Source organism: Streptomyces cucumeris (assembly GCF_024295805.1).
GTDB classification, from domain to species: Bacteria; Actinomycetota; Actinomycetes; order Streptomycetales; family Streptomycetaceae; genus Streptomyces; species Streptomyces cucumeris.
Genome location: NZ_JANCLX010000004.1, coordinates 102,960 through 122,367, shown reverse-complemented (window position 1 = coordinate 122,367; position 19,408 = coordinate 102,960). Strand labels below are relative to the sequence as shown.

At 71.2% G+C, this 19,408-nt stretch carries 18 protein-coding genes; 10 read left to right on the top strand and 8 right to left on the bottom strand.

The window, feature by feature from the left end:
- Positions 1 to 130: 130 nt before the first annotated feature.
- Both NMK44_RS07445 and NMK44_RS07440 read right to left on the bottom strand, forming a co-directional pair.
- Positions 131 to 460, bottom strand: a complete 330-nt coding sequence (locus tag NMK44_RS07445; RefSeq protein ID WP_254739652.1) for a hypothetical protein — start codon at positions 458 to 460, stop codon at positions 131 to 133.
- Positions 461 to 497: 37 nt separating this feature from the next.
- Positions 498 to 875: a hypothetical protein gene (locus NMK44_RS07440; RefSeq protein ID WP_254739650.1), complete on the bottom strand. Its 378-nt coding sequence runs from the start codon at positions 873 to 875 to the stop codon at positions 498 to 500.
- Between the two features lie 118 nt (positions 876 to 993).
- On the opposite strand from NMK44_RS07440, the gene NMK44_RS07435 reads away from it, so the two are divergent.
- Entirely contained in the window at positions 994 to 1,377 is a 384-nt protein-coding gene (locus tag NMK44_RS07435) for a VOC family protein (RefSeq protein ID WP_254739648.1), read from the top strand.
- Between the two features lie 52 nt (positions 1,378 to 1,429).
- Here NMK44_RS07435 and NMK44_RS07430 read toward each other — a convergent pair whose 3' ends face one another.
- Both NMK44_RS07430 and NMK44_RS07425 read right to left on the bottom strand, forming a co-directional pair.
- Positions 1,430 to 2,008 carry a DUF1062 domain-containing protein gene (locus tag NMK44_RS07430; protein ID WP_254739646.1) on the bottom strand — a complete coding sequence of 193 codons (579 nt, stop codon included), beginning with the start codon at positions 2,006 to 2,008 and terminating at the stop codon, positions 1,430 to 1,432.
- A 203-nt stretch (positions 2,009 to 2,211) separates the two neighbouring features.
- A complete protein-coding gene (locus tag NMK44_RS07425; protein WP_254739644.1) occupies positions 2,212 to 3,189 on the bottom strand; it encodes an NADP-dependent oxidoreductase in 978 nt (325 codons plus the stop codon).
- A 112-nt stretch (positions 3,190 to 3,301) separates the two neighbouring features.
- Here NMK44_RS07425 and NMK44_RS07420 point away from each other — a divergent pair, with 112 nt between their 5' ends.
- Both NMK44_RS07420 and NMK44_RS07415 read left to right on the top strand, forming a co-directional pair.
- On the top strand, positions 3,302 to 4,270 hold the full coding sequence (locus NMK44_RS07420) for a GlxA family transcriptional regulator (RefSeq protein WP_254739642.1): 969 nt from the start codon (positions 3,302 to 3,304) through the stop codon (positions 4,268 to 4,270).
- A gap of 47 nt (positions 4,271 to 4,317) precedes the next feature.
- The gene (locus NMK44_RS07415) at positions 4,318 to 4,680 is read left to right on the top strand and encodes a DUF6234 family protein (RefSeq protein ID WP_254739640.1); all 363 of its coding nucleotides are present in this window, start codon (positions 4,318 to 4,320) and stop codon (positions 4,678 to 4,680) included.
- On the opposite strand, the gene NMK44_RS07410 is transcribed toward NMK44_RS07415, so the two are convergent.
- The gene (locus NMK44_RS07410) at positions 4,672 to 5,511 is read right to left on the bottom strand and encodes an alpha/beta fold hydrolase (protein WP_254739638.1); all 840 of its coding nucleotides are present in this window, start codon (positions 5,509 to 5,511) and stop codon (positions 4,672 to 4,674) included. The genes NMK44_RS07415 and NMK44_RS07410 overlap by 9 nt on opposite strands.
- Before the next feature lie 203 nt (positions 5,512 to 5,714).
- Positions 5,715 to 6,128: a hypothetical protein gene (locus tag NMK44_RS07405; RefSeq protein ID WP_254739636.1), complete on the bottom strand. Its 414-nt coding sequence runs from the start codon at positions 6,126 to 6,128 to the stop codon at positions 5,715 to 5,717.
- Between the two features lie 113 nt (positions 6,129 to 6,241).
- Between NMK44_RS07405 and NMK44_RS07400 the strand changes: the two genes are divergently transcribed.
- Both NMK44_RS07400 and NMK44_RS07395 read left to right on the top strand, forming a co-directional pair.
- Positions 6,242 to 6,748 carry a MarR family winged helix-turn-helix transcriptional regulator gene (locus tag NMK44_RS07400; protein WP_254739634.1) on the top strand — a complete coding sequence of 169 codons (507 nt, stop codon included), beginning with the start codon at positions 6,242 to 6,244 and terminating at the stop codon, positions 6,746 to 6,748.
- A 595-nt stretch (positions 6,749 to 7,343) separates the two neighbouring features.
- Positions 7,344 to 8,024, top strand: coding sequence for a DUF4142 domain-containing protein (locus NMK44_RS07395; RefSeq protein ID WP_254739632.1), 681 nt, complete (start codon positions 7,344 to 7,346; stop codon positions 8,022 to 8,024).
- Between the two features lie 27 nt (positions 8,025 to 8,051).
- On the opposite strand, the gene NMK44_RS07390 is transcribed toward NMK44_RS07395, so the two are convergent.
- Complete coding sequence (locus NMK44_RS07390; RefSeq protein WP_254739630.1) at positions 8,052 to 9,269, bottom strand: cytochrome P450 family protein; 1,218 nt, start codon at positions 9,267 to 9,269, stop codon at positions 8,052 to 8,054.
- A gap of 228 nt (positions 9,270 to 9,497) precedes the next feature.
- Here NMK44_RS07390 and NMK44_RS07385 point away from each other — a divergent pair, with 228 nt between their 5' ends.
- The 3 genes from NMK44_RS07385 to NMK44_RS07375 all read left to right on the top strand — a co-directional run bounded on the left by NMK44_RS07385 (position 9,498) and on the right by NMK44_RS07375 (position 13,336).
- Positions 9,498 to 10,262: an ABC transporter ATP-binding protein gene (locus NMK44_RS07385; protein WP_254739628.1), complete on the top strand. Its 765-nt coding sequence runs from the start codon at positions 9,498 to 9,500 to the stop codon at positions 10,260 to 10,262.
- Positions 10,262 to 12,811: an ABC transporter permease gene (locus tag NMK44_RS07380; RefSeq protein WP_254739626.1), complete on the top strand. Its 2,550-nt coding sequence runs from the start codon at positions 10,262 to 10,264 to the stop codon at positions 12,809 to 12,811. Before NMK44_RS07385 ends, NMK44_RS07380 begins: the two co-directional genes overlap by 1 nt.
- A gap of 270 nt (positions 12,812 to 13,081) precedes the next feature.
- The gene (locus NMK44_RS07375) at positions 13,082 to 13,336 is read left to right on the top strand and encodes a LysR family transcriptional regulator (RefSeq protein ID WP_176182264.1); all 255 of its coding nucleotides are present in this window, start codon (positions 13,082 to 13,084) and stop codon (positions 13,334 to 13,336) included.
- Between the two features lie 178 nt (positions 13,337 to 13,514).
- Here the strand turns inward: NMK44_RS07375 and NMK44_RS07370 are convergent, their stop codons facing one another.
- Positions 13,515 to 14,165 carry a response regulator gene (locus NMK44_RS07370; protein ID WP_254739624.1) on the bottom strand — a complete coding sequence of 217 codons (651 nt, stop codon included), beginning with the start codon at positions 14,163 to 14,165 and terminating at the stop codon, positions 13,515 to 13,517.
- A gap of 267 nt (positions 14,166 to 14,432) precedes the next feature.
- Between NMK44_RS07370 and NMK44_RS07365 the strand changes: the two genes are divergently transcribed.
- Both NMK44_RS07365 and NMK44_RS07360 read left to right on the top strand, forming a co-directional pair.
- Positions 14,433 to 18,443 (top strand): PA14 domain-containing protein, encoded by a 4,011-nt coding sequence (locus NMK44_RS07365; protein ID WP_254739622.1) that lies wholly within the window; start codon positions 14,433 to 14,435, stop codon positions 18,441 to 18,443.
- Positions 18,440 to 19,408, top strand: a complete 969-nt coding sequence (locus NMK44_RS07360; RefSeq protein WP_254739620.1) for a TauD/TfdA family dioxygenase — start codon at positions 18,440 to 18,442, stop codon at positions 19,406 to 19,408. Before NMK44_RS07365 ends, NMK44_RS07360 begins: the two co-directional genes overlap by 4 nt.

Genomic DNA, 19,408 nt, shown 5'->3' with positions numbered 1-19,408 from the left:
GAACGGTTCCGGGGTGTTCAGGAGACTCGCTCGGCATCGACGGCGACAGACGTCAGCGGCTGTCGGCGCACCGACGTCACCACCCACCGGCCAGACTTCGGGCGCACACCCCAGACGCCGCGCCCGGCGTTCAGGGCGATGGAGTGAAGCCGGTGGACTGGTCGAGGTGGAAGGGAGGCCCCGGAAGTGTGGGGGACCAGCCGGTGTCGAGAGCGCGTCGAATGGCCTCGGCGACGTCGGACGGCAGCGTGGGCTTCGCCGCTCGGCCGGGCCAGTTGCTCGGATGTGGCTGGTTGGTGGTGACCACGAGGGTTGTTCCTGGGGCGTCCGCATGCTCGACCGCGTAGGTGCACGGTGACCAGGCGAGGCCCTGGAGGTAGGTCGGCCTGTGCCGCAGTCGCCAGCGGTAGGCCGTGCCGTCGACGACGATGCGCCGCGCGCCCTTGCGTACCAGTGCCATGGCTCCTCCCTCGGTGTAGAGGATGCCAGCGGGTGGCTTACGTCGCGATGGCGAACGCGGCGCCGGTGGACGTGATGATGGCGAGGATCGAGGAGATCCACGCGAGCGGGGCGACGCCGGGGCGGCGGGAGAAGAGGCCCCAGGTGCCCGCCAGTACGGCCAGGGGGATGGTGATGTCCGGGATGGCCATGGCGAGGTCCAGCGTGGACGGGTCGCAGGCGGCGTGCTGTTCGTAGTCGCAGTCGGCCGTGCCCAGGGGGAGAAACCGGTTCAACAGGAACAACGCCCCTCCCACCAGCCACAGCACGAGGACGCCGAGAGCTCGCGGTACCAGGTTGGGTATGCCTGGCTGCGCGGCGGCGTGCCCCGTCTCGGTCTGCGGGCTCGGTCTGTCGTTTCCCCCGTGATCACTCATGGCGCGAGGTTAGGACGGCTGCCGTCCGGCCCGGATCTGTTCGCGTACTCAGCCGCTCTCGTCGAGGTACTCAGTCCGGGGTGGCAGGCCGGGCGGTGCCTGGGGCAGGCTCGGGCGCATGGTTTCAGTGGTGGAGAACGTGGCGATCGACTGTGCGGATGCCTATGGGTTGGCCCGGTTCTGGAGCGAGGTGGTCGGTTGTCCGCTGCATCCGGAGGACGAGCCGGGTTCGCGGGAGACCGAGGTGATGCTGCCGGAGGGGCCGAACCTGTACTTCAACCAGGTTCCGGAGCCGAAGACGGTCAAGAACAGGCTCCATCTGTGTCTGCGTCCGAAGACCTCGCGCGAGGAGGAGATCGAGAGGCTGCTCGGTCTCGGTGCCACCCTGGTCGCCGATCGCCGGGAGAGCGATGGTGCGGGCTGGGCCGTTCTCGCGGACCCCGAGGGCAATGAGTTCTGTGTTCTCCGCAGCGAGGGCGAACGGGCCGCGATGTCCTCCTGAGCCTTGGCCTGTCCGGCAACACCCGCCGGACAGGGCCTGGTTCAGCGGGCGCTCAGCGCTTGAGCGTGAAGGTGAAGTCGTCGGAGAGCTTGCCGCTCAGCCGGACGGCCGAGACGAGCTTCCCTTCGGTGATCAGTTTCTCGACCCCGGCCCGTGAGAGACCGCAGCCCTCGGCGATCAGCCGCGTCGGGCGGACCGGGATCCGCGCCGTGAAGCGGACCGAGACGTCGATCACCTCCTGGTCCAGGTGGTCCGATCCGCCGGTGTCGAGACGCCAGGCGTCGTTCCAGTCGAGGGCGATGCGATTGCGGCGCAGTACGGCGGGGTCCTGGAGCAGTTCGGCTGTCAGGCCGAGGTCGTTGTCATGCAGCCGGTCCAGCAGTTCGGGTCGCACGGAGCGCACGTGCGTCCGCTCCAGGAGCGTCAGCTTCGCCGTTTCCCCGCAGGTGGTGCAGAGCACGAGCAGCCAGGCGTCGATGAGCTTGTGGTTGGCGTTGACGCGGAATTTTCCGCTCGCCCGGAAGCGCCCGGAGCGCCCGGAGCGCCCAGAGCTCGCGGAGGCGGCGCAGGTGTGGCACCGGCGGAGGACGATCGGCAGGCAGGTGGGCATGACGAACCAGGTGGTGAGCACAGAAGTACACCGGTTTCAGTGAGAAGTCCGCAGCAAGAAGCAGCGCGGCGCACAGGGCGCGACGCGCGACAGATCAGCTCTCGGGGGGTTCTCACACGGTGTACAACGGCATGCCCTTGGCTAGGCGGCTTGGTCCGGCAGCACGGTAATGGCGCGCAGCGACGCCGCTCCACTGGTTTTTGAGCGCCTCACCGCCAGGGGTGTTACGGGGTGGGGACGGGGGTCAGGACGATCTTGCCCGTGGTGCGACCCGTTTCGCCCAACACATGGGCCTGTGCGGCTTGTTCGAGGGCGAAGACGGCATCGACGATCACGCGGAGACGGCCGTCCTCGATCAGGGCGCTGATCTCACGGAGGCCCTGCTGGTCCGGTTCGACGAGCATGAACACCGCCCGGACCCCGGCCTCCTCGGCCTGCCGGGAGGGGAAGGTGTCGTCGAGGGGGAGGATCGAGACGAGTGTGCCTCCGCGGCGGAGCGTGCGCAGCGAACGGGACCAGGTGGCGGCGCCGACGCTGTCGAGGACGACGTCGACGTCGCGAACGGTGGCGGCGATGTCCTGGGTGCGGTAGTCGATGAGTTCGTCGGCGCCCAGGGCGCGTACGAGGTCGTGTTTGGCCGCGCTGGCGGTGGCGATGACGTACGCGCCACGGGCCTTGGCGATCTGGACGGCCAGGTGGCCGACGCCGCCGGCGCCCGCGTGGATCAGGACGCGCTGACCGGGCCGGACGGCGGCGGTGTCCACCAGGGCCTGCCAGGCGGTGAGCGCGGCCAGCGGCAGGGCGCCGGCCTGGGTGTGGTCGAGACCGCGGGGGCGTGGGGCGAAGTGCCGGGCCGGGGCGGTGACGTACTCGGCGTACGCGCCCGCCGGATGCGGGAAGCGGGGCATGCCGAACACCTCGTCGCCGGGTCGGAACACCGTCACGCCCGCGCCGACGGACGTGACGACTCCGGACACGTCGAAGCCGAGGGTGAAGGGGAGGGGTGTTCCGTCGGCGAACACACCGCGCTCGCGCGTCTTCCAGTCGGCGGGGTTGACACCCGCCGCGTGCACGCGGACCAGGATCTCGCCCCGGCCCGGTTCCGGTCGTGCCGTCTCGACGACCGTGAGGACGTCGGGGGTTCCGGCCCGGTCCTGGGAGACGGCGCGCATGGTCGGAGGGGTGTCTACGGGCTGAGGCATGGGTGGTGTTCCTTCTCCGGGGCGAGGTGGGACGGCAGTGCCGGGCCCACACTGCCCGGGTGCCGTGGCCCGCGGTGGTGGGCTGACGGTCACGCCCTGAAAGGATCCGGCCATGCATCGTGTCGGTGTTCTGGCCCTGGACGGCGTCGTCCCCTTCGAGCTGGGCATTCCCGCCCGTATCTTCGACGCCGCCCGTGACGGTGACGGCAATCCGCTCTACTCCGTGACCACGTGCAGCCTGGACGGTGGCCCTGTGCGGGCCGAGGCCGACTACGACCTCGCTGTCTCCCATGACGCCTCCTTGCTGGCCACCGTCGACACCGTGGTCGTCCCGCCCTCCCACCGGCTGGGGCCCATACGGGAGGAGGGCTGGCTGCCCGAGCCACTGCGGGAGGCGCTGGCCGCCGTGCGGCCGGGGACGAGGATCGTCGCGATCTGCACCGGGACCTACGTACTGGCCGCCGCCGGACTGCTCGACGGCCGTCCCGCCACCACCCACTGGCGTGAGGCCGACCGGCTCCAGAGGATGTTCACCACCGCCCGTATCGACCCCGACGTGCTGTACGTCGACGACGGGGACGTCCTCACCTCGGCGGGGGTGGCCGCCGGTGTCGACCTGTGTCTGCACATCGTCCGCCGCGACCACGGCAGTCATGTGGCCAACGAGGTCGCCCGCTCCTGTGTCGTACCCCCATGGCGGGAGGGCGGTCAGGCGCAGTACATCCGGCGTCCCGTCCCCGAACCGGCCACCGGCAGCACCGCGGCCACCCGGGCGTGGGCCGCGCGGCGGCTGTCGGAACCGCTCGCGGTGGCCGGGCTGGCCGCGCACGCCAATATGAGCGTGCGCACCTTCAGCCGCCGCTTCCGCGATGAGGTCGGCACGACACCCGGTCAGTGGCTCACCCGGCAACGCGTGGACCTTGCGCGCCACTTCCTGGAGACCACCGACTGGCCTGTCGACCTCGTCGCCCGGCGGTCCGGACTCGGCACCGGCGCCTCCCTGCGGCAGCGGCTCCACGCCGCCATCGGTGTGAGCCCGCAGACGTACCGCCGGACCTTCCGGTCCGGTGCGGGGGGATGAGTACGCGTACTCATGTGCCGCGGGGTGTGTGGTGGTGTGCTCGGATCATGGCGGAACGAAGCGGTATGGGGTGTCTTGCCCTCGCTCTCGCGTTTTACGAGTTGGTGGCCTTGGCCGCGATCTCCCTCAATTGGTGGTTCGGCTCCTGGGATCCCGAGGACGTCGGGGACCCGGCCGGGCCCTATGTCCTGAAGGTGGCGGTGCTGGCGGCCATCGCCGTCGTGGCGGGGGCGATGGCCGCCAGGGCGGGGCACGTGGCGATCGTCTGGAGCCAGGTGGTGATCGTCCTGTTCTTGGGCGCGGTCATGCTGGCGGCACAGAGGGAAGGCGCTGACCGCGAGAACGAACGGCGGTTGCAGGTGTGTCGTCAGGACCACTACGCGAAGGGTTGTGAGGGCCTGTCAGGCTAGGAAGGACGTGGTGGTGGACAGGAAACGGAACGGGTCGTCCAGCCACGGGAAGTGGGCCGTGGCGGGCTGGGTCGTGAGGTGCGGGGTGGGGAAGAGGTCGGCCAGAGCCGCCACGGAGGCGGGCGGGGAGTTGAGGTCGTACTCCCCGGCGAGGAGCAGTACCGGCTGGTGGAAGCCGGTGAGGGCGGTGCGGGTGGTGTCGGGGGAGAAGGCACCTTCGGAGCCGTAGACGGCGGCGGCCTCGTCGTTGCGCTGCGTGGCCTCGGCGGCTTGGTGGGCCTGGGCGGTGGCGTCCCAGTGGCCGTACCGGAACGGGGCGATGGCCTGCCAGGAGTCGGCGGTGGCCTTTCCGGAGGTGATCGCCTCCAGGGCGGCGAACGCCGTCGGGAACCAGGGTTCGTCCTGGCGGAGGAGGGCCGTTTCACGGCGGATCTCGGGTGTGATGGTGATGCCGAGTGCCATGGGGCTCGGGGTGATCAGGGCCAGTTTGCGGACGCGGTCCGGATGGTGTTCCGCGTAGCGGATGGCCAGGTTGGTGCCGGCGGAGTGGGCGAGCAGATCGACGTGGTCGAGGCCGAGGTGGGCGCGGAGGGCTTCGACGTCCGGGACGAGGCGGTCGCAGCGGTAGGTGGCGGGGTCGTGCGGGGTGGCCGAACGGCCCGTACCGCGGAGGTGCGGTGTGATCAGCCGGTGGTGGGCGGAGAGACCGCCGAGGTCGCCCAGGTAGGCCGGGTCCTGCATCGGACCGCCGGGGAGGACGATCAGCGGGGGCCCGTCGCCCAGGATGTCGTAGGCGAGTTCGGTGCCGTCGGGCGCGGAGAAGGCAGGCATGGGCGGGGCCTTTCGGGACGGAGGTCGGCAGGTACGTAGCCGTATGGACTGCCGGGATGGGTACGCATGGGGCCGGGGCACGCGCGGCAGAGCCGGTGGGAGGCGTGGCGGAGCCCGACGCCCCACGGGCCCGGCCGTATCGCCATCGGCCGGAGGTTGATGGCTGGTGATGTGCCGAGGATGTACCGGCTGATCCGAGGCGGTCAGTAGCGCCGCTCCCACCACCCGGGGATGTCGGGTGGCGGTCCGTATGTGGTGGTCAGCACTCTGCCGTCCACCGGCTCCACCACGGCGGCGAGTTCGCGCCGGGCTCGGCGGGAGAGGGCGCCCAGGACACGTTCCAGACCGGGGCGGCCCTCGGGGTCCGGCTCACAGCACGGACACGGCGGATCGGGGGTGCCGGGTCCGGCCCGGCGGGTCACCTGTGCCGCCTGCTGTCTCCACGACGCCAGGTCCCGGGCGACCACGCCGGGTTTGCCACGGGCCCGCTCCAGGCGGTGGATCTCGCCGAGTGTCGCCGCGGAGACCCCGTCGACGACCGAGTAGCGCGGGGGGTGCGGATGGCGGGGGTGGTGACTGAGGGCGGCCCGTACCGCTGCCGGCGGCCTACGCGGCATGGCTCCCGGGCTGGTTCGCTGGGCGGGACGTCGTGCGGAACATAGGCGCAGGGTGGCACAGCAGGGGCCGTTCGGCCACCGCAATTCCGGCGGGGCCGGGGTAGAAAGGGCCTATGCCGACGAGTTCGCCCGTTCCTGAGTCCGATATCGAGGCCATGGTGCACGCCTTGTTGATCGCCTCCCGGCTGCTGGTCGCGGTGTCGGCGCGGTCGTTGGCGGCGGTGGAGGAGACGCTGACCCTGCCGCAGTTCCGGATGCTGGTGGCGCTGGAGAACCGTGGACCGCTCAGCCTGTCCCGGCTGGCCGAGGAACTGGGGGTGCAGCCCTCCACGGCGATGCGGATGATCGACCGGCTGGCGGCGGCCGGGGTGGTGGCCCGCGGGGCCTCGGAGGTGGACCGGCGGACCAGCGTGATCTCGCTGACGGATACCGGGCGGCGCACGGTGGAGGAGGTCACCGAGCGGCGTAAGGGCGAGCTCACGGGCATCGTGGCAGCGATGCCCGCGGGGCAGCGGCGCGGTCTGATCGAGGCGTTGCAAGCCTTCACGGAGGCCGGCGGTGAGCCCTCGGGCGAGCCCTCCGGCGGGCGGGGGGAGCGGCGAAGAGTCGCCGGTTGGTGAACGTGGTGCGGGGCCCTCGCGGCAACGGGCCTCGCGGCCATGCCGGCGCGGGCCGCGGGCCGTCGCGAACATACCGCGGGTGGTGCGGGGGTGCGGTCGCGGTATTCCGTGCGGCAGGGGTCGTCGCCAGGGCGTGTCCGCGACGTCGCGTTGGATCGGCCCGCGGTTTCAAAGGGGGCACCTCCCGGCGGTAGCCGGGGGAGCGTGCGCTCGCACGGTGGCAGGGGCACCCCCGCGAGGACGCCCCCGACAACGCGGCGACGTCGCGGGCCAGGCGTCGCGAGCCAGGCGGGACCGTGCGGACCTGCCCTGGGGCACGTTCGCCGCTGACGTCATACGCGGTGTCGCGTTGTCGTGACGGTCCCGTGGGGCGCGGCCACAACACCCCGCCGTGAGCGTCCCGTCGCCACGCACCGTGCCGCGCGGGCCGGGATTTTAAGGCACAAGCGCCGCCTGTGGGCGCATCTTGAGCGCAGATGACGAAGACCGGCTTTTGCTGAGTGCAAAGATCTGTGCCTGCCGTACCTCAGTCGTACCGCTGATCCCCGCAGCACGGCCACGGCTCTCCCGACGGGCCGTTGCGCCCCCAGGAGGCATGATGAATCACGCCCGGAACGCGCGACACCACGGCTCCGCCTTTCCCCGCAGCCGGATCCTGGCCGCCGTGGTCGCCATGGTGGCGATCGTCGCCGGGGTGGCCGTGTGGATCTCGAAGAGTGACAGCGAGGAGGGTTCGGTGGCGGGGACCGTGCCGTCCGCGCAGGACGCCGGAACGGCCGCCGCCTCCGGGTCCGGGGCGCTGACCGAACTGGACAAGACGTTCCTGGTCAAGGTCCGGCAGGCCGGGCTGTGGGAGATCCCCGCCGGGCGGATGGCCCAGAGTCAGGCCGCGGGTGAGGCCATCAAGCGGGCCGGGATGCACCTGCTGGACGGACACAGCAAGCTGGATCAGCTCACCCGTGAGACCGCCAAGACCCTCAATGTGCCGCTGCCCGACGAGGCCAGTGCCGAACAGCAGGCCTGGGTGCAGCAGTTGAAGGAGGCCGACGGCGAGAAGTTCGACCAGCTCTTCGTGGACCTGCTGCGTGCCTCGCACGGCAAGATCTTCATCGTCATCGCCCAGGTCCGCGCCGCCACCAAGAACTCCCTGATCCGGCGGCTGGCCACGCAGACCAACGCCACGGTGAACGACCATATGGAGGTGCTGGAGGACACCGGTCTGGTGACGGACGCCGTGCTCGATGACGTCGCCTCCACCGTTCCCAAGTCCAAGTGACCGCGGAACCGCTGCCGGTCACCCGGTTCACCAGGTGACCGGCAGCGCCTCCAGCGGGCGCACCACCACGTTCTGCTGGTAGCGCAGTGCGGACGGCTCGACCGCCAGCCGCACCTCGGGGAAGCGCTCGAAGAGCCGTCGGGCGCCGATCTCGGTGATGATCTTCGCCAGATGGGCCCCGGAGCAGTAGTGGATGCCGAAGCCGAAGCTCAGATGGGCCGGTTTGGCGCGGTCCAGGTCGAGGTCGTCGGGGTGGTCGGGGAACTGGCCGCGGTCGCGGTTGGTGGACATCACCGAGATGATGACGACCTCGCCGGCCGGGATGGTGACGCCGCCGAGTTCCACGGGGCCCGTGGTCACGCGCTGGAGGGCGTTGCTGATCGGGCTGACGTAGCGGATCAGTTCGTCCATCGCGGCGCCCCAGCGGCCCGGTTCGGCGAGCAGCCGCTCCCGTTCCCCGGGGTGGGTGAGCAGGGCGGCGATGACCCCGCCGACAAGACTCGCTGTGGTGTCGTTGCCGCCGGTCATCAGGGCGAAGCCGGTGGAGAGGATCTCGGTGGGGGTCAGCCGCCGCTCGGCGTCGGCGTGGATGAGGGAGGACAGCAGGTCCTCGCCCGGTTCCCGCTCCTTCGCCGCGATGAGCGAGGACATATACGCCGACAGGTCCTGGATGTTGCGGTCCAGGACCCCCGAGGTGTCGGTCGGGGAGAACGTCCGCAGCGCCTGGGACCAGCGCAGGAAGTCCGGCCAGGCGTCGGCGGGGACGCCCATCAGCTCGGCGATGACGATGACGGGCAGCGGGTCGGCGTAGCCCGCGATCAGGTCGGGGCGGGCACGGGCGGCCAGCCGGTCGAGGAGTTGGTCCGCGATCTCCACGATCCGCGGTCGCAGCGCCTCGGCGCGGCGCGGGGTGAAGGCGAAGCTGATGGCCTTGCGCAGCGGGGTGTGGCGCGGCGGTTCGAGGTTGGCCAGGTGGTTGGCCTCCTCGGGGGGAGGGGTGAGGGTGCGCCCTGAGCGGCGGGACATCAACTGGTAGTGAACGTGGATGTCGCGGCTGAGGCGGGGGTCGGCGAGCGCGGCCCGCGCGTCGTCGTAGCGGGTCACCACCCAGGCGCGGCCGCCGTCGGGGAGGGCGATCTCGCAGACCGGGCGTTCCTCACGGACGTGTTCCAGTACCGGATAGGGATTCTGGGTGAACTCGTTGGTGAGCATCCAGTATTTGGAGAGTGTCCGTGTGGCGGCCATGCCGTCCCCCTCGACTGTCCGGTAGGCGCTGTCCGGTCGGCGCTCCTGCTCCCCGGACCCTAGGTCCGGCCTCCGGTCCGCACAGGTGTGATGCAAAGACTTCGAAGCGCACCCCTGGCGTCAACTCCGCCCCGATCTCTGCCATTCGGCAGAGGTGGCCGCCCCCGGGCCCGTCCTAGTCTCGGCTCGACAGCGTAAGCACCGCCCGGCACAGGGAGAGTGAGCCGCGTGAGCGCGACGATTTCGACGGATACGGAACTGGCCGCCCGAGCGGTGAACGTCCACAAGACCTATGGCACGGGCGATGCGCAAGTCGCCGCCCTGCGAGGGGTGGATGTGGAACTGCGCCGGGGTCAATTCACCGCGATCATGGGACCCTCGGGTTCCGGCAAGTCGACCTTGATGCACTGCATCGCCGGTCTCGACTCGGTGACCGAAGGCGATGTGTACATCGCCGACATGAAGGTCAACGGAATGAGCGACAAGGAGTTGACCCGCCTTCGCAGAGAGCGCATCGGATTTATTTTCCAGCAATTCAATTTGCTGCCGATGCTGACCGCGGAGGAGAACATCCTGCTGCCGCTCGCCATCGCGAAACGGAAGCCGTCGCCGGAGTGGCTCCAACGGGTGATCGACACGGTGGGGCTCAGCGAACGGCTGGGGCATCTGCCGTCGGAGCTGTCCGGTGGCCAACAGCAGCGGGTGGCGTGCGCGCGGGCGCTGGTGTCCCAGCCCGAGGTGATCTTCGCGGATGAGCCGACCGGCAATCTGGACTCACGGGCCGGGGCCGAGGTGCTGCGTTTCCTGCGGGACTCGGTGCGGGCGCTGGGCCAGACGATCGTGATGGTCACCCATGACCCCAACGCCGCCTCCTACGCGGACCGGGTGGTCTTCTTCGCCGACGGCCAGGTCGTCGGCGAGATCACCGAACCGACCGCCGAGACCGTGCTCGACATGATGAAGAAGATCGACACGCTGGAGAAGGTGGCCTGATGTTCAAGGCGACTCTCAAGAGCGTGCTCTCGCGCAAGCTCAGACTGCTGCTGTCGGGGCTCGCGGTGGTGCTGGGCGTCACCTTCGTCTCCGGCGCCTTCGTCCTCCAGGACACCCTGGGCCGTTCGTTCGACGCCCAGTTCGCGGGCGCGTACGACGACATCGATCTCCAGGTCGCCGCGAAACCGCGGGTCGACGCCGGGGTCGGCGACGCGGCCAGTGCGCCGGTGGGGCTGGACCGGGCGACGGTGCGCGAGGTCGCGGACGTCTCCGGGGTCGGCAAGGCCGCCGGGGAGGTACGGGTCGAGGGCGCGCGGGCGCTCGGCGCGGACGGCAAGGTGGTCCCGTCCACCGGCGGCCCCCGGTACGGCAGGAGCTGGACCGGGGAGACCTCGCTGCTGAAGCTGCGCGAGGGGCACGCCCCCGTGAAGCCGGGCGAGGTGGCGATCAACGCGGGGCTCGCCGAGAAGGGCCACTTCGCGGTCGGCGACACCATCGCGGTGCTGACCGGGGAGCCGAAGCGGACGTTCACCGTCGCGGGTGTCTTCGGGTACTCCGGTGACCGGGACTCCATCGGCGGTGAGCAGACGGTCGCGTTCACCGAACCGGTGGCGCAGAAGCTGATGCTGGGCGGGAGCGGTGAGTACTCGGCCGTCACCGTGACCCTCGACTCCGGCGCCGGCGCCGCCTCCGTGCAGAGCGCGCTGAAGAAGGAACTGGGCGCCGGTTTCGAGGTGCGCACCGGTGAGGAGCTGTCGAAGGAGTCGGCCGACCGCTCGCGGGACGTCCTGGACCTGGTCACCCAGGTGCTGCTGGGTTTCGCCGCCGTGGCCGTGCTGGTGGGCGTCTTCCTGATCATCAACACCTTCTCCATCATCATCGCCCAGCGGATGCGGGAGCTGGCGCTGCTGCGGGCGCTGGGCGCCAGCCGCCGCCAGATGATCGGCTCGGTGCTGCTGGAGTCGATGCTCATCGGGCTGGTCGCGGCGGGCGTCGGCCTCGGGCTCGGGGTCGGCCTCGGGGCGCTGGGCGCCTCGCTGCTGGCGGACACCATGGCGGGTCTGGAGGTCGCCGATCTCGCGGTGCCCGCGAGCGCGGTGATCGTATCGCTGGTGGTGGGCGTCGGGGTGACGATGCTGGCCGCGCTGTTCCCGGCGCTGCGCGCCGCGAAGGTGCCGCCGATCGCGGTGATCCGCGCCGCCGCGGCCCCGGACCGCAGGCACCGCAAGCAGACCTGGACCGGTTCGATCCTGCTGGTGCTGGGCGCGGGGCTGCTGCTCACCGGGCTGATGGGCTCGGGCGACGCGGCGGTCTCCGCCGTTCTGCCCGGGGTGCTGCTGGCCTTCATCGGGGTCGCGCTGCTCACGCCGCTGATCAGCAGACCCGCGGTGTGGCTGCTGGGCGGGATGTTCTCCCGTTCGCTCCCGGGCCAGCTCGGACGGCGCAACTCGGCCCGTAATCCGCGGCGGACCGCGATCACCGCCTCGGCCCTGATGATCGGCGTCGCGCTGGTCACCACGCTCAGTACGGTGGCCGCGTCGGCGAAGGACAGCGTCAACAACGAGATCTCCGGCAAGCTGAAGGCCGAACTGGTCGCCATGGGCGACACCGGGGCGGGTATGTCTGCCTCCATCGACCCGGCGGCGCTGCGCGCGGTGCGCGGGATCGACGGGGTGGACGCGGCGGCGGGCGCCTCGTTCGACACCGCGAAGGTCGGCGGCGCCACCCAGACCGTCTCCTCGTGGGAGGACTGGAAGGCGGCGCGCGGGCTGCTGAGCCTGCGGGCCGAGACCGGGTCGATCGGTGAACTCGCCCCCGGTTCGGTGCTGATGAACAAGAACACCGCGAAGGACCGCGGGGTGAAGGTCGGTGACAAGGTCACCGTCCAGCTCCAGCGCGGGGAGCGGCGCAGCTACCGGCTGGCGGGCACCTTCGCGGAGATGGCGCTGGCCAACAGTGTGGTGGTGCCCTGGGCCGACGCCACGAAGGGCTTCCGCTACGCCCAGCCGTCGCAGGCGTACATCAAGCTGGCGCCGGGTGCCTCGGCCGACTCGGTGCAGCCGCGGGTGGAGAAGGCGCTGCGGGACAGCCCCGAGGTGACGGTGCAGTCCAAGGAGCAGGTCGCGCAGAAGTTCAACGACGGCTTCGACATGATGCTCAACGTGGTGCAGGCGCTCCTCGCGGTCGCGATGATCATCGCGGTGCTGGGCATCGTCAACACCCTGGCGCTGTCGGTGATGGAGCGGACGAAGGAGCTGGGCGCGCTGCGCGCCATCGGGCTCGGCCGGGGGCAGACCATCCGCATGATCATGACGGAGTCGGTGGTCATCTCGCTCTTCGGCGCGGTGCTCGGCGTACTGGTCGGCTCCGGACTCGGTCTGGCGGTGGCCCGCTCGATGAAGTCCCAGGGCGTGAGCAGTCTGTCGCTTCCCTGGGCGCTGATGGCGGTCTATCTGGCGGGTGCCGCGCTGATCGGAATGCTGGCCTCGCTGGGACCGGCCCGGCGAGGGGCCCGGCTGAATGTGCTGAGGGCGGTCACCCAGGAGTGAGACTCCGGCGGTGACGAACCGTGCGTTCCGCTCTTCCGGAACGTGTCGCGGAAACACCGAAAAGACTCCCGCGGTGCCTCGAAAATTCCCCCGACGAGGCACCGCGGGGCGGTCCTACCCATAGTGCGGCGCACCGCATTGCAGCTTCCTGCACCGGCTGTTGCCATGCGAGATCAGTTACGTTGATATGGGTGGGACAGATCGGATGACCGGTGCTGTGGAACCGGTTCTCGGCAGCCCAGAAGGCAGCCGAATCGGACAGGGGGCAAAATGCACGAGCGGGAGTTTCGCGCCTTCGTCTCTATAGCGGAGATAGGCCGTATGGATCAGGCGGCGAAGGTCCTCGGTTATTCACAGCCCGCCATCAGCTATCAGATCAAGTGCCTGGAACAAATGCTCGGTACAAAGCTCTTCACTCGCGATTCCACCGGCGCCCAGCTCACCCGCGAAGGGCGCATGATCCTGCCGTCGGCCCGTGCCGTACTGGCTCTTATCGACAGCATGAAAGGCGTCTGCGCCGCCTGACTCCTCCTGGCACGCCTTAGGGCCCGGGTCCCCCGCACAACGGGGGCCGGGCCCTTGTCCGTTGGCGGGGGTGATCCCGGGGTCCTGCGAGGGGAAGCCGATCCGGCGCCGTCTGTCCACAGGGTGTGGATGGCAGGAAGGTGCAGCGAACACAACCGACGGTTAAGTCGGCGGGCGGTCAGCCGACGCGGTCGCTGTCCCAGACCCAGGCGGCGATCCCGACCCGGTTCCGGACGTCCAACTTCCGCTGGACGTTGGCGATATGGGTCTTGACCGTGCCGGCCGAGATGAACAGCTCGCCCGCGATCTCGGCGTTGGTCATCCCCTGGGCGACCAGCCCCGCGATCTCCACCTCGCGTTCGGTCAGCGCCTCGAGCGGCTGCTTGGCCCGTGGCTTCTCCGGCTCCTGGAACTGGCGCAGCAGACGGACCGTCACCGAAGGGCTGATCATGGCGTCCCCGGCCATCGCCGCCCGGATCGCCTCCACCAGCAGGGTGGGTCCTGAGCGCTTGAGGAGGAAGCCGCAGGCGCCGTTGCGCAGCGCGGTGTGGACGTACTCGTCCAGGTCGAAGGTGGTCACCACGATCACCTTGATTGGGTCCTCGACCCCGGGGCCGGTGAGCAGCCGGGTGACCTCGAGCCCGTTCATCCGCGGCATCCGGATGTCGGCGAGCACCACGTCCGGCCGTAGTTTGCGGGCGAGTTCGACGGCCTCCAGACCGTCCCCGGCCTCCCCCACGACCTCCATGTCCGGTTGTGAGTCGATGATCAGCCGGAAGCCGATCCGGACGGTGTCCTGGTCATCGGCCAGCAGGATACGGGTGGTCACGACACTCACCGTAGCCGGAAGAGCACACTCTCCGCACCGGGACGGTCCGCGGGCCCGTATCGAAAGTTTCGTTAAGGGCTTTGGGGCCGTGGAGGCGGTTGGGAGCATGCCGCCAGGCGGTGTCGCGGGCCCGAGGTGACTCCTATGACACGGCCGGACCCCCCTCTCGACGCCGTGCGGCCCCGTGCGGTGCTTTTCAGGTTGGAGTGGTGACTGAGCATGGCTCGCACCAGAACACTCAGAGTGGCGGCGGCATGTGCGGTGTCCGTGACCGCTTCCGTGGCGATGATCGCGAGCGGCACCCTGGCCTCGGCGGCCCCGGACTGGCTGGGCCGCGCCGCACACGGGTCCCCCTCGGACGTGGCCCTGATGGCGGCGGAGGCCGGGGACCCGGTGCGGCCGGCCTGGCCCGCCGGGACGTTCGACAACAGCGGCGCTCCGGGCGGGAAGTCGGATGGGCGGGGCGCCACCGCGGCGCCGAAACCCGCCGCGCCCGCCGACGGGGTGACCACGGCCGCCCGCCGTCCGGTGCTCAGCGCCGCACGCGTCTCCGGCGGCGCCGCCTACGAGTTCGTGATCGGCACCGGTGACTCCCCGCGCACCGGGCAGACCGTCTCCTCCGGCTGGCTGCGGACCCCGCGCTGGACGGTGCCGGACGGCCTGCTCAAGGACGGGGAGCGGTACCGCTGGACGGTACGGGCCAGGGACCGCGCGGGTGACACGGTGACCGCCGACGCCCCGGCTCGCTCCCTGGCGGTGGACCTGCGGCTCGGCGCACAGGCGGCCGACGGGCCGGTGCCCGCCGACACCCTCGGCCCGGTGTCGGTGAACCTGGCCAACGGCAACGCCACAGCCTCCGTGGCCACTCCGCAGGCCGCCACCCCGGCTGGGCCGCTGGGCGCCACCTTCACCTATGACTCGCTGGCCACCGCCGAGACGGGACTCACCGGCAGGTACTACACCGGCACCTCCGGCAGCGGTATCGGCGGCAAGGAGGACCCGGCGGCCGTGCGGACCGACACCCAGCCCTCGTTCGGCTGGGGCGGCGACCGGGCGCCGTGGCCGCAGGCCGCGTCCGGCGACCGGTTCCGGGCGCGCTGGACCGGGCAGTTGCGCGTGCCCGATTCGGGCGGCTACCGCCTGGGCGGCGTCTACGACGGCGGGGTGCGGATCTGGCTGGACGGCAGACCGGTCGTGGACGACTGGACGGGCGAGAAGGGCGGACCGGCACCGCGGTTCGGGGCGGTCCGCCAGTTGAAGGCCGGTCACACCTACCGGGTCCGGATGGAGTACCAACGGCCCGCGAAGGGCGGCCAGGTGGCCCTGTGGGCCGAGCGGTCCGGCAAGGGCGCTCTGCCGGTGCCCTCGTCGTGGCTGTCGCCCGACGGCGCCGTACTGCCGCCCGGCTGGAGCGTGACCCCGGCCGCCACGGGTGCGCAGGGCGCAAGCGCGCTCAAGGAGGGCACCGGGGACGGTGCGCTCCCGCTGGGCGCGGACGCCGGCGCGCCGGGCGCGGGTACGACGACATCGGCGGGCGCGCCGGGGGCTGTCAACGGTGTTGCGGACCCGCTGAGCCAGGGCGCCACCGCCTCCGGAGGGTCCGCGCCGCTCGCCGCACCGAAGGGCAAGCGCAAGACCAAGGGCACTGGCGACACCGCCCGGCGTACGGCGGCGAAGGCGGCCGAGGACGCGGGGCTGACGTTCGCCTACGCGGGCGATGAGACCTGTGCCGACGACCACGCCCCGCAAGGCTTCGTCTGCGCCGTCACCGTACCGGGCGTGGGCACCACCCAGCTCCGCTACGCGGCCGGGAAGCTGGCCCGCATCGTCAACCCCGGTGAGGAGACCACCGACTTCGGCTACACCGCCGACCACCGGCTCACCGATGTCCGCACCCCGCTGGTGATGGACTGGATCGCGGCCGATCCGGACCGCCGCGACCACACCACCGCCAACTACCGCCTCGGCTACGCCGATACGGCCCGGCAGGCCACACGGCTGGAGGGCCCCGAGCCCACCGGCTCCGCGGACGGCGGATCCGACCGCCCCGAGCGCACCTACCGCTACGGCTCCGGCTCCACCCGGATCGAGGTGGCCGGGCTGCGAGGAGTCCGCACGGTGGCGTACGACCCCGCGGGCCTGGTCAGCGCCGACACCGATGCCACGGGCCGTACCGTGCGCACCACCTGGACCGCGGACGGCGGCCCCGCCACCCGGCTCGACGCCGCCGGGCGGCTGACCACCACGGTGCACGACGAGGCGGGCCGTCCCGTCGGCACCTTCGGCCCCGGCCCGCGGAAGTGCTTCGCCGACGACGGGCGGCTGGTGACCCCGGCCCCGGACGGCTGCGCGAAGGTGCCGTCGGAGACCACGACGTACGGCGCCGCCGGCATGACCACCGTCACCGCGGGCTCCGACGGAGTGCCGGACCGGACGGTGGAGACCCAGCTCAACGAGATGGGCATACCGGTGGCGACCGTCACCGACCCCAAGGGGCTGAAGCTCAGGACCGGCTACTCCTACGACGAGATGTTCCGGCCCACCGCCAAGGTGATGCCCAGCGGTGCGCGGCAGACGTACACGTACTACGGCGCGGACGAGAAGGCCGACAACCCGTGCACCGACGGGGACGATCCGCTGCCGCAGGCGGGGCTGCCGAAGGCCGTCACCTCGGCGGCACCGGCCGAGGGCGGACCGCGGGCCGAGAAGTTCGTCTACAACACCCGTGGGCTGCCGGTCGCGGTGAACTTCGGCGGGCCGAAGTGGGCCTGTGTGGACTACGGGAAGCGCGGCCAGATCCTGGCCATGCACGTGCCCGGCAATGACGACGCCCCGGCGCGCACCATCACCTACGACACCGCGTACGGCGGGGACCCGCTGACCACCAGGGCGTCCGAGCCCGGGGGCGATCTGGTGTACACGGTCGATCTGCTCGGGCGGACCGTGCGGCTCACCGATGTCCAGGGCGTCCGTACCGACACCCGCTACGACCGGGCCGGACGGATGGTGCGCGAGACCTCCACCCCGCCCGGCGACCGCGCGCAGGTGAAGACGGTGCGGTACGACGACGCGGGCCGGGAGACCGGTGTCGCGCTGGACGGCCGGACCCTGGCCACGGTCGCGCTGGACGAGGGCGGCCGGATAGCGAAGGTGTCGTACGGCAACGGCTCGGAGCTGGCGGTGCGCCGGGACGCCGCGGGCCGGATCACCGCCAAGGACTGGACCATGGCCGACGGCCGCGAGCTGCCGAGCACGGTGAGCCGCGCCCGCTCGGGTGTGGTGACCGATGAGTCCACCGCGGGCGGGGGCGGCCGGAAGGGCGGGCCCGACTACCGCTACGACGCGGCGGGCCGGCTGGTGGATGCCTGGGTGACCGGACATCACTACGGCTACGACTTCGCCACCGCGCCCACGGGCTGCCCCGACGGCACCGCGAAGGGCGCCGGGGACAACGGCAACCGGCTGCGGCTGACCGACCGCACGGCGGACGGCACCACGGAGACCGGCTACTGCTACGACGCAGCCGACCGGCTGCTCGCCACCACCGGCGACACCCCGGTGAGCGGGGTGACCTACGCGCCCAACGGCCATATGACCGGCTACCGGCAGGGCGGCGCCACGGTGGCGCAGCGCCACGACGCGGCCGAGCGCTACCTGGGGACGAAGCTCACGGGCAAGGACCCGGCCGAGGTGGTCTACGCGTCGGACACCGCCGACCATCTGGTCCGGCGGAGCTCGACCGGCGCCGGTGACACCGGACAGCTCTACGGACACACCTCGCTGACCGACCCGGACATCGACTTCGTGCTCCGCGCCGACCAGCGGGTGCTGGCCCGGGTGGTGGCCCTGCCCGGCGGGGTGGTGCAGGTGCGCAAGGGTGCCGTGGACGGGGCCCGCACGAGCTGGAGCTATCCGACCGTGCGCGGCGATGTGTTCGCCGTCGCCGGGGACGACGGACACCAGCGGGGCGGGGTGTACCGCTACGGCCCGTACGGCGAACCGCTCACCGCCGACGGCACGGTGGACCCCGACCACGTCCCGGACAACCTGCCGGGTGACTACGACTACGGCTGGCTCGGCCGGTACCAGCGCGGGACCGAGCACGCGGGCGGGCAGTACGCCACGGTGCTGGACACCCGGCTGCTGAACAACGCGCTCGGACGGTTCACCCAGCCGGTCTCCGGCGGACCGTTCCTGAACGCCTACGAGTACGCGGCCGGCGATCCGGTCGACCACGTGAGCATCGACGGCTTCAGCCTGGAGGTGGAGAAGGAATGACGGAGAAGTATTTCGAGGACGCCGACGTCGACCTGCTGGAACACCACGGCACCCGACTGGTCCGGGTCACCCCGCGGCACGGGGGTGACGGACCGGGGTGGATCGCCGCCAACCTGGATGGGCTGCGGGCGGCGATGCTGGACCACGCCGCGGTGATGGTGAAGAACCTGGGCCTGGGCGAACAGGACGAACTCGCGGGGCTCGCCGAGCTGATCGGCGGCCGGACGCTGGAGTACAACGAGCGCTCCACCCCGCGCAGCCGGGTCAAGGGCAATGTCTACACCTCGACCGAGTACCCGGCCGACCAGTCCATTCCGCAGCACAACGAGAGCGCGTACTCCCACAACTGGCCGCACAACCTCTTCCTGTACTGCGCCAAGGCGGCGGCCACCGGCGGGGAGACACCGGTGGCGGACAGCGGCGCGGTGCTGGACCGGCTGCCCGGGGAGCTGGTGGCGCGGTTCGAGGAGCACGGGGTGCTCTACACCCGCACCTACCGCACCGGGATGGGGCTGTCCTGGCAGGAGGGGTTCCAGACCGACGACCGGGCGCAGGTGGACCGCTACTGCGCCGAGCACGGCATCGAGGCGGAGTGGGACGGCGAGGTGCTGCGCACCCGGCAGCGCCGTCCGGCGGTGGTGGAACACCCCCTCACCGGGCGCCGGGTGTGGTTCAACCAGGCGCATCTGTTCCATGTCCACGCGCTGCCGGAGGCGGTCCGCGAGGGGCTGCTGGAGATCTGCGGCGAGGACGGGCTGCCGCGCAACGCCTATGTGGGCGACGGCACGCCGATCACCGCGGAGGAACTGGCCGTGATCCTGGACGCGTACACCGCCACGACCCTGGCCGAGCGGTGGGAGGACGGTGATCTGATCATGATCGACAACATCCTCACCACGCATGGGCGCCGTCCGTTCACCGGGGACCGCAAGGTGCTGGTGTCGATGACCCGGCGCGAGGGGTAG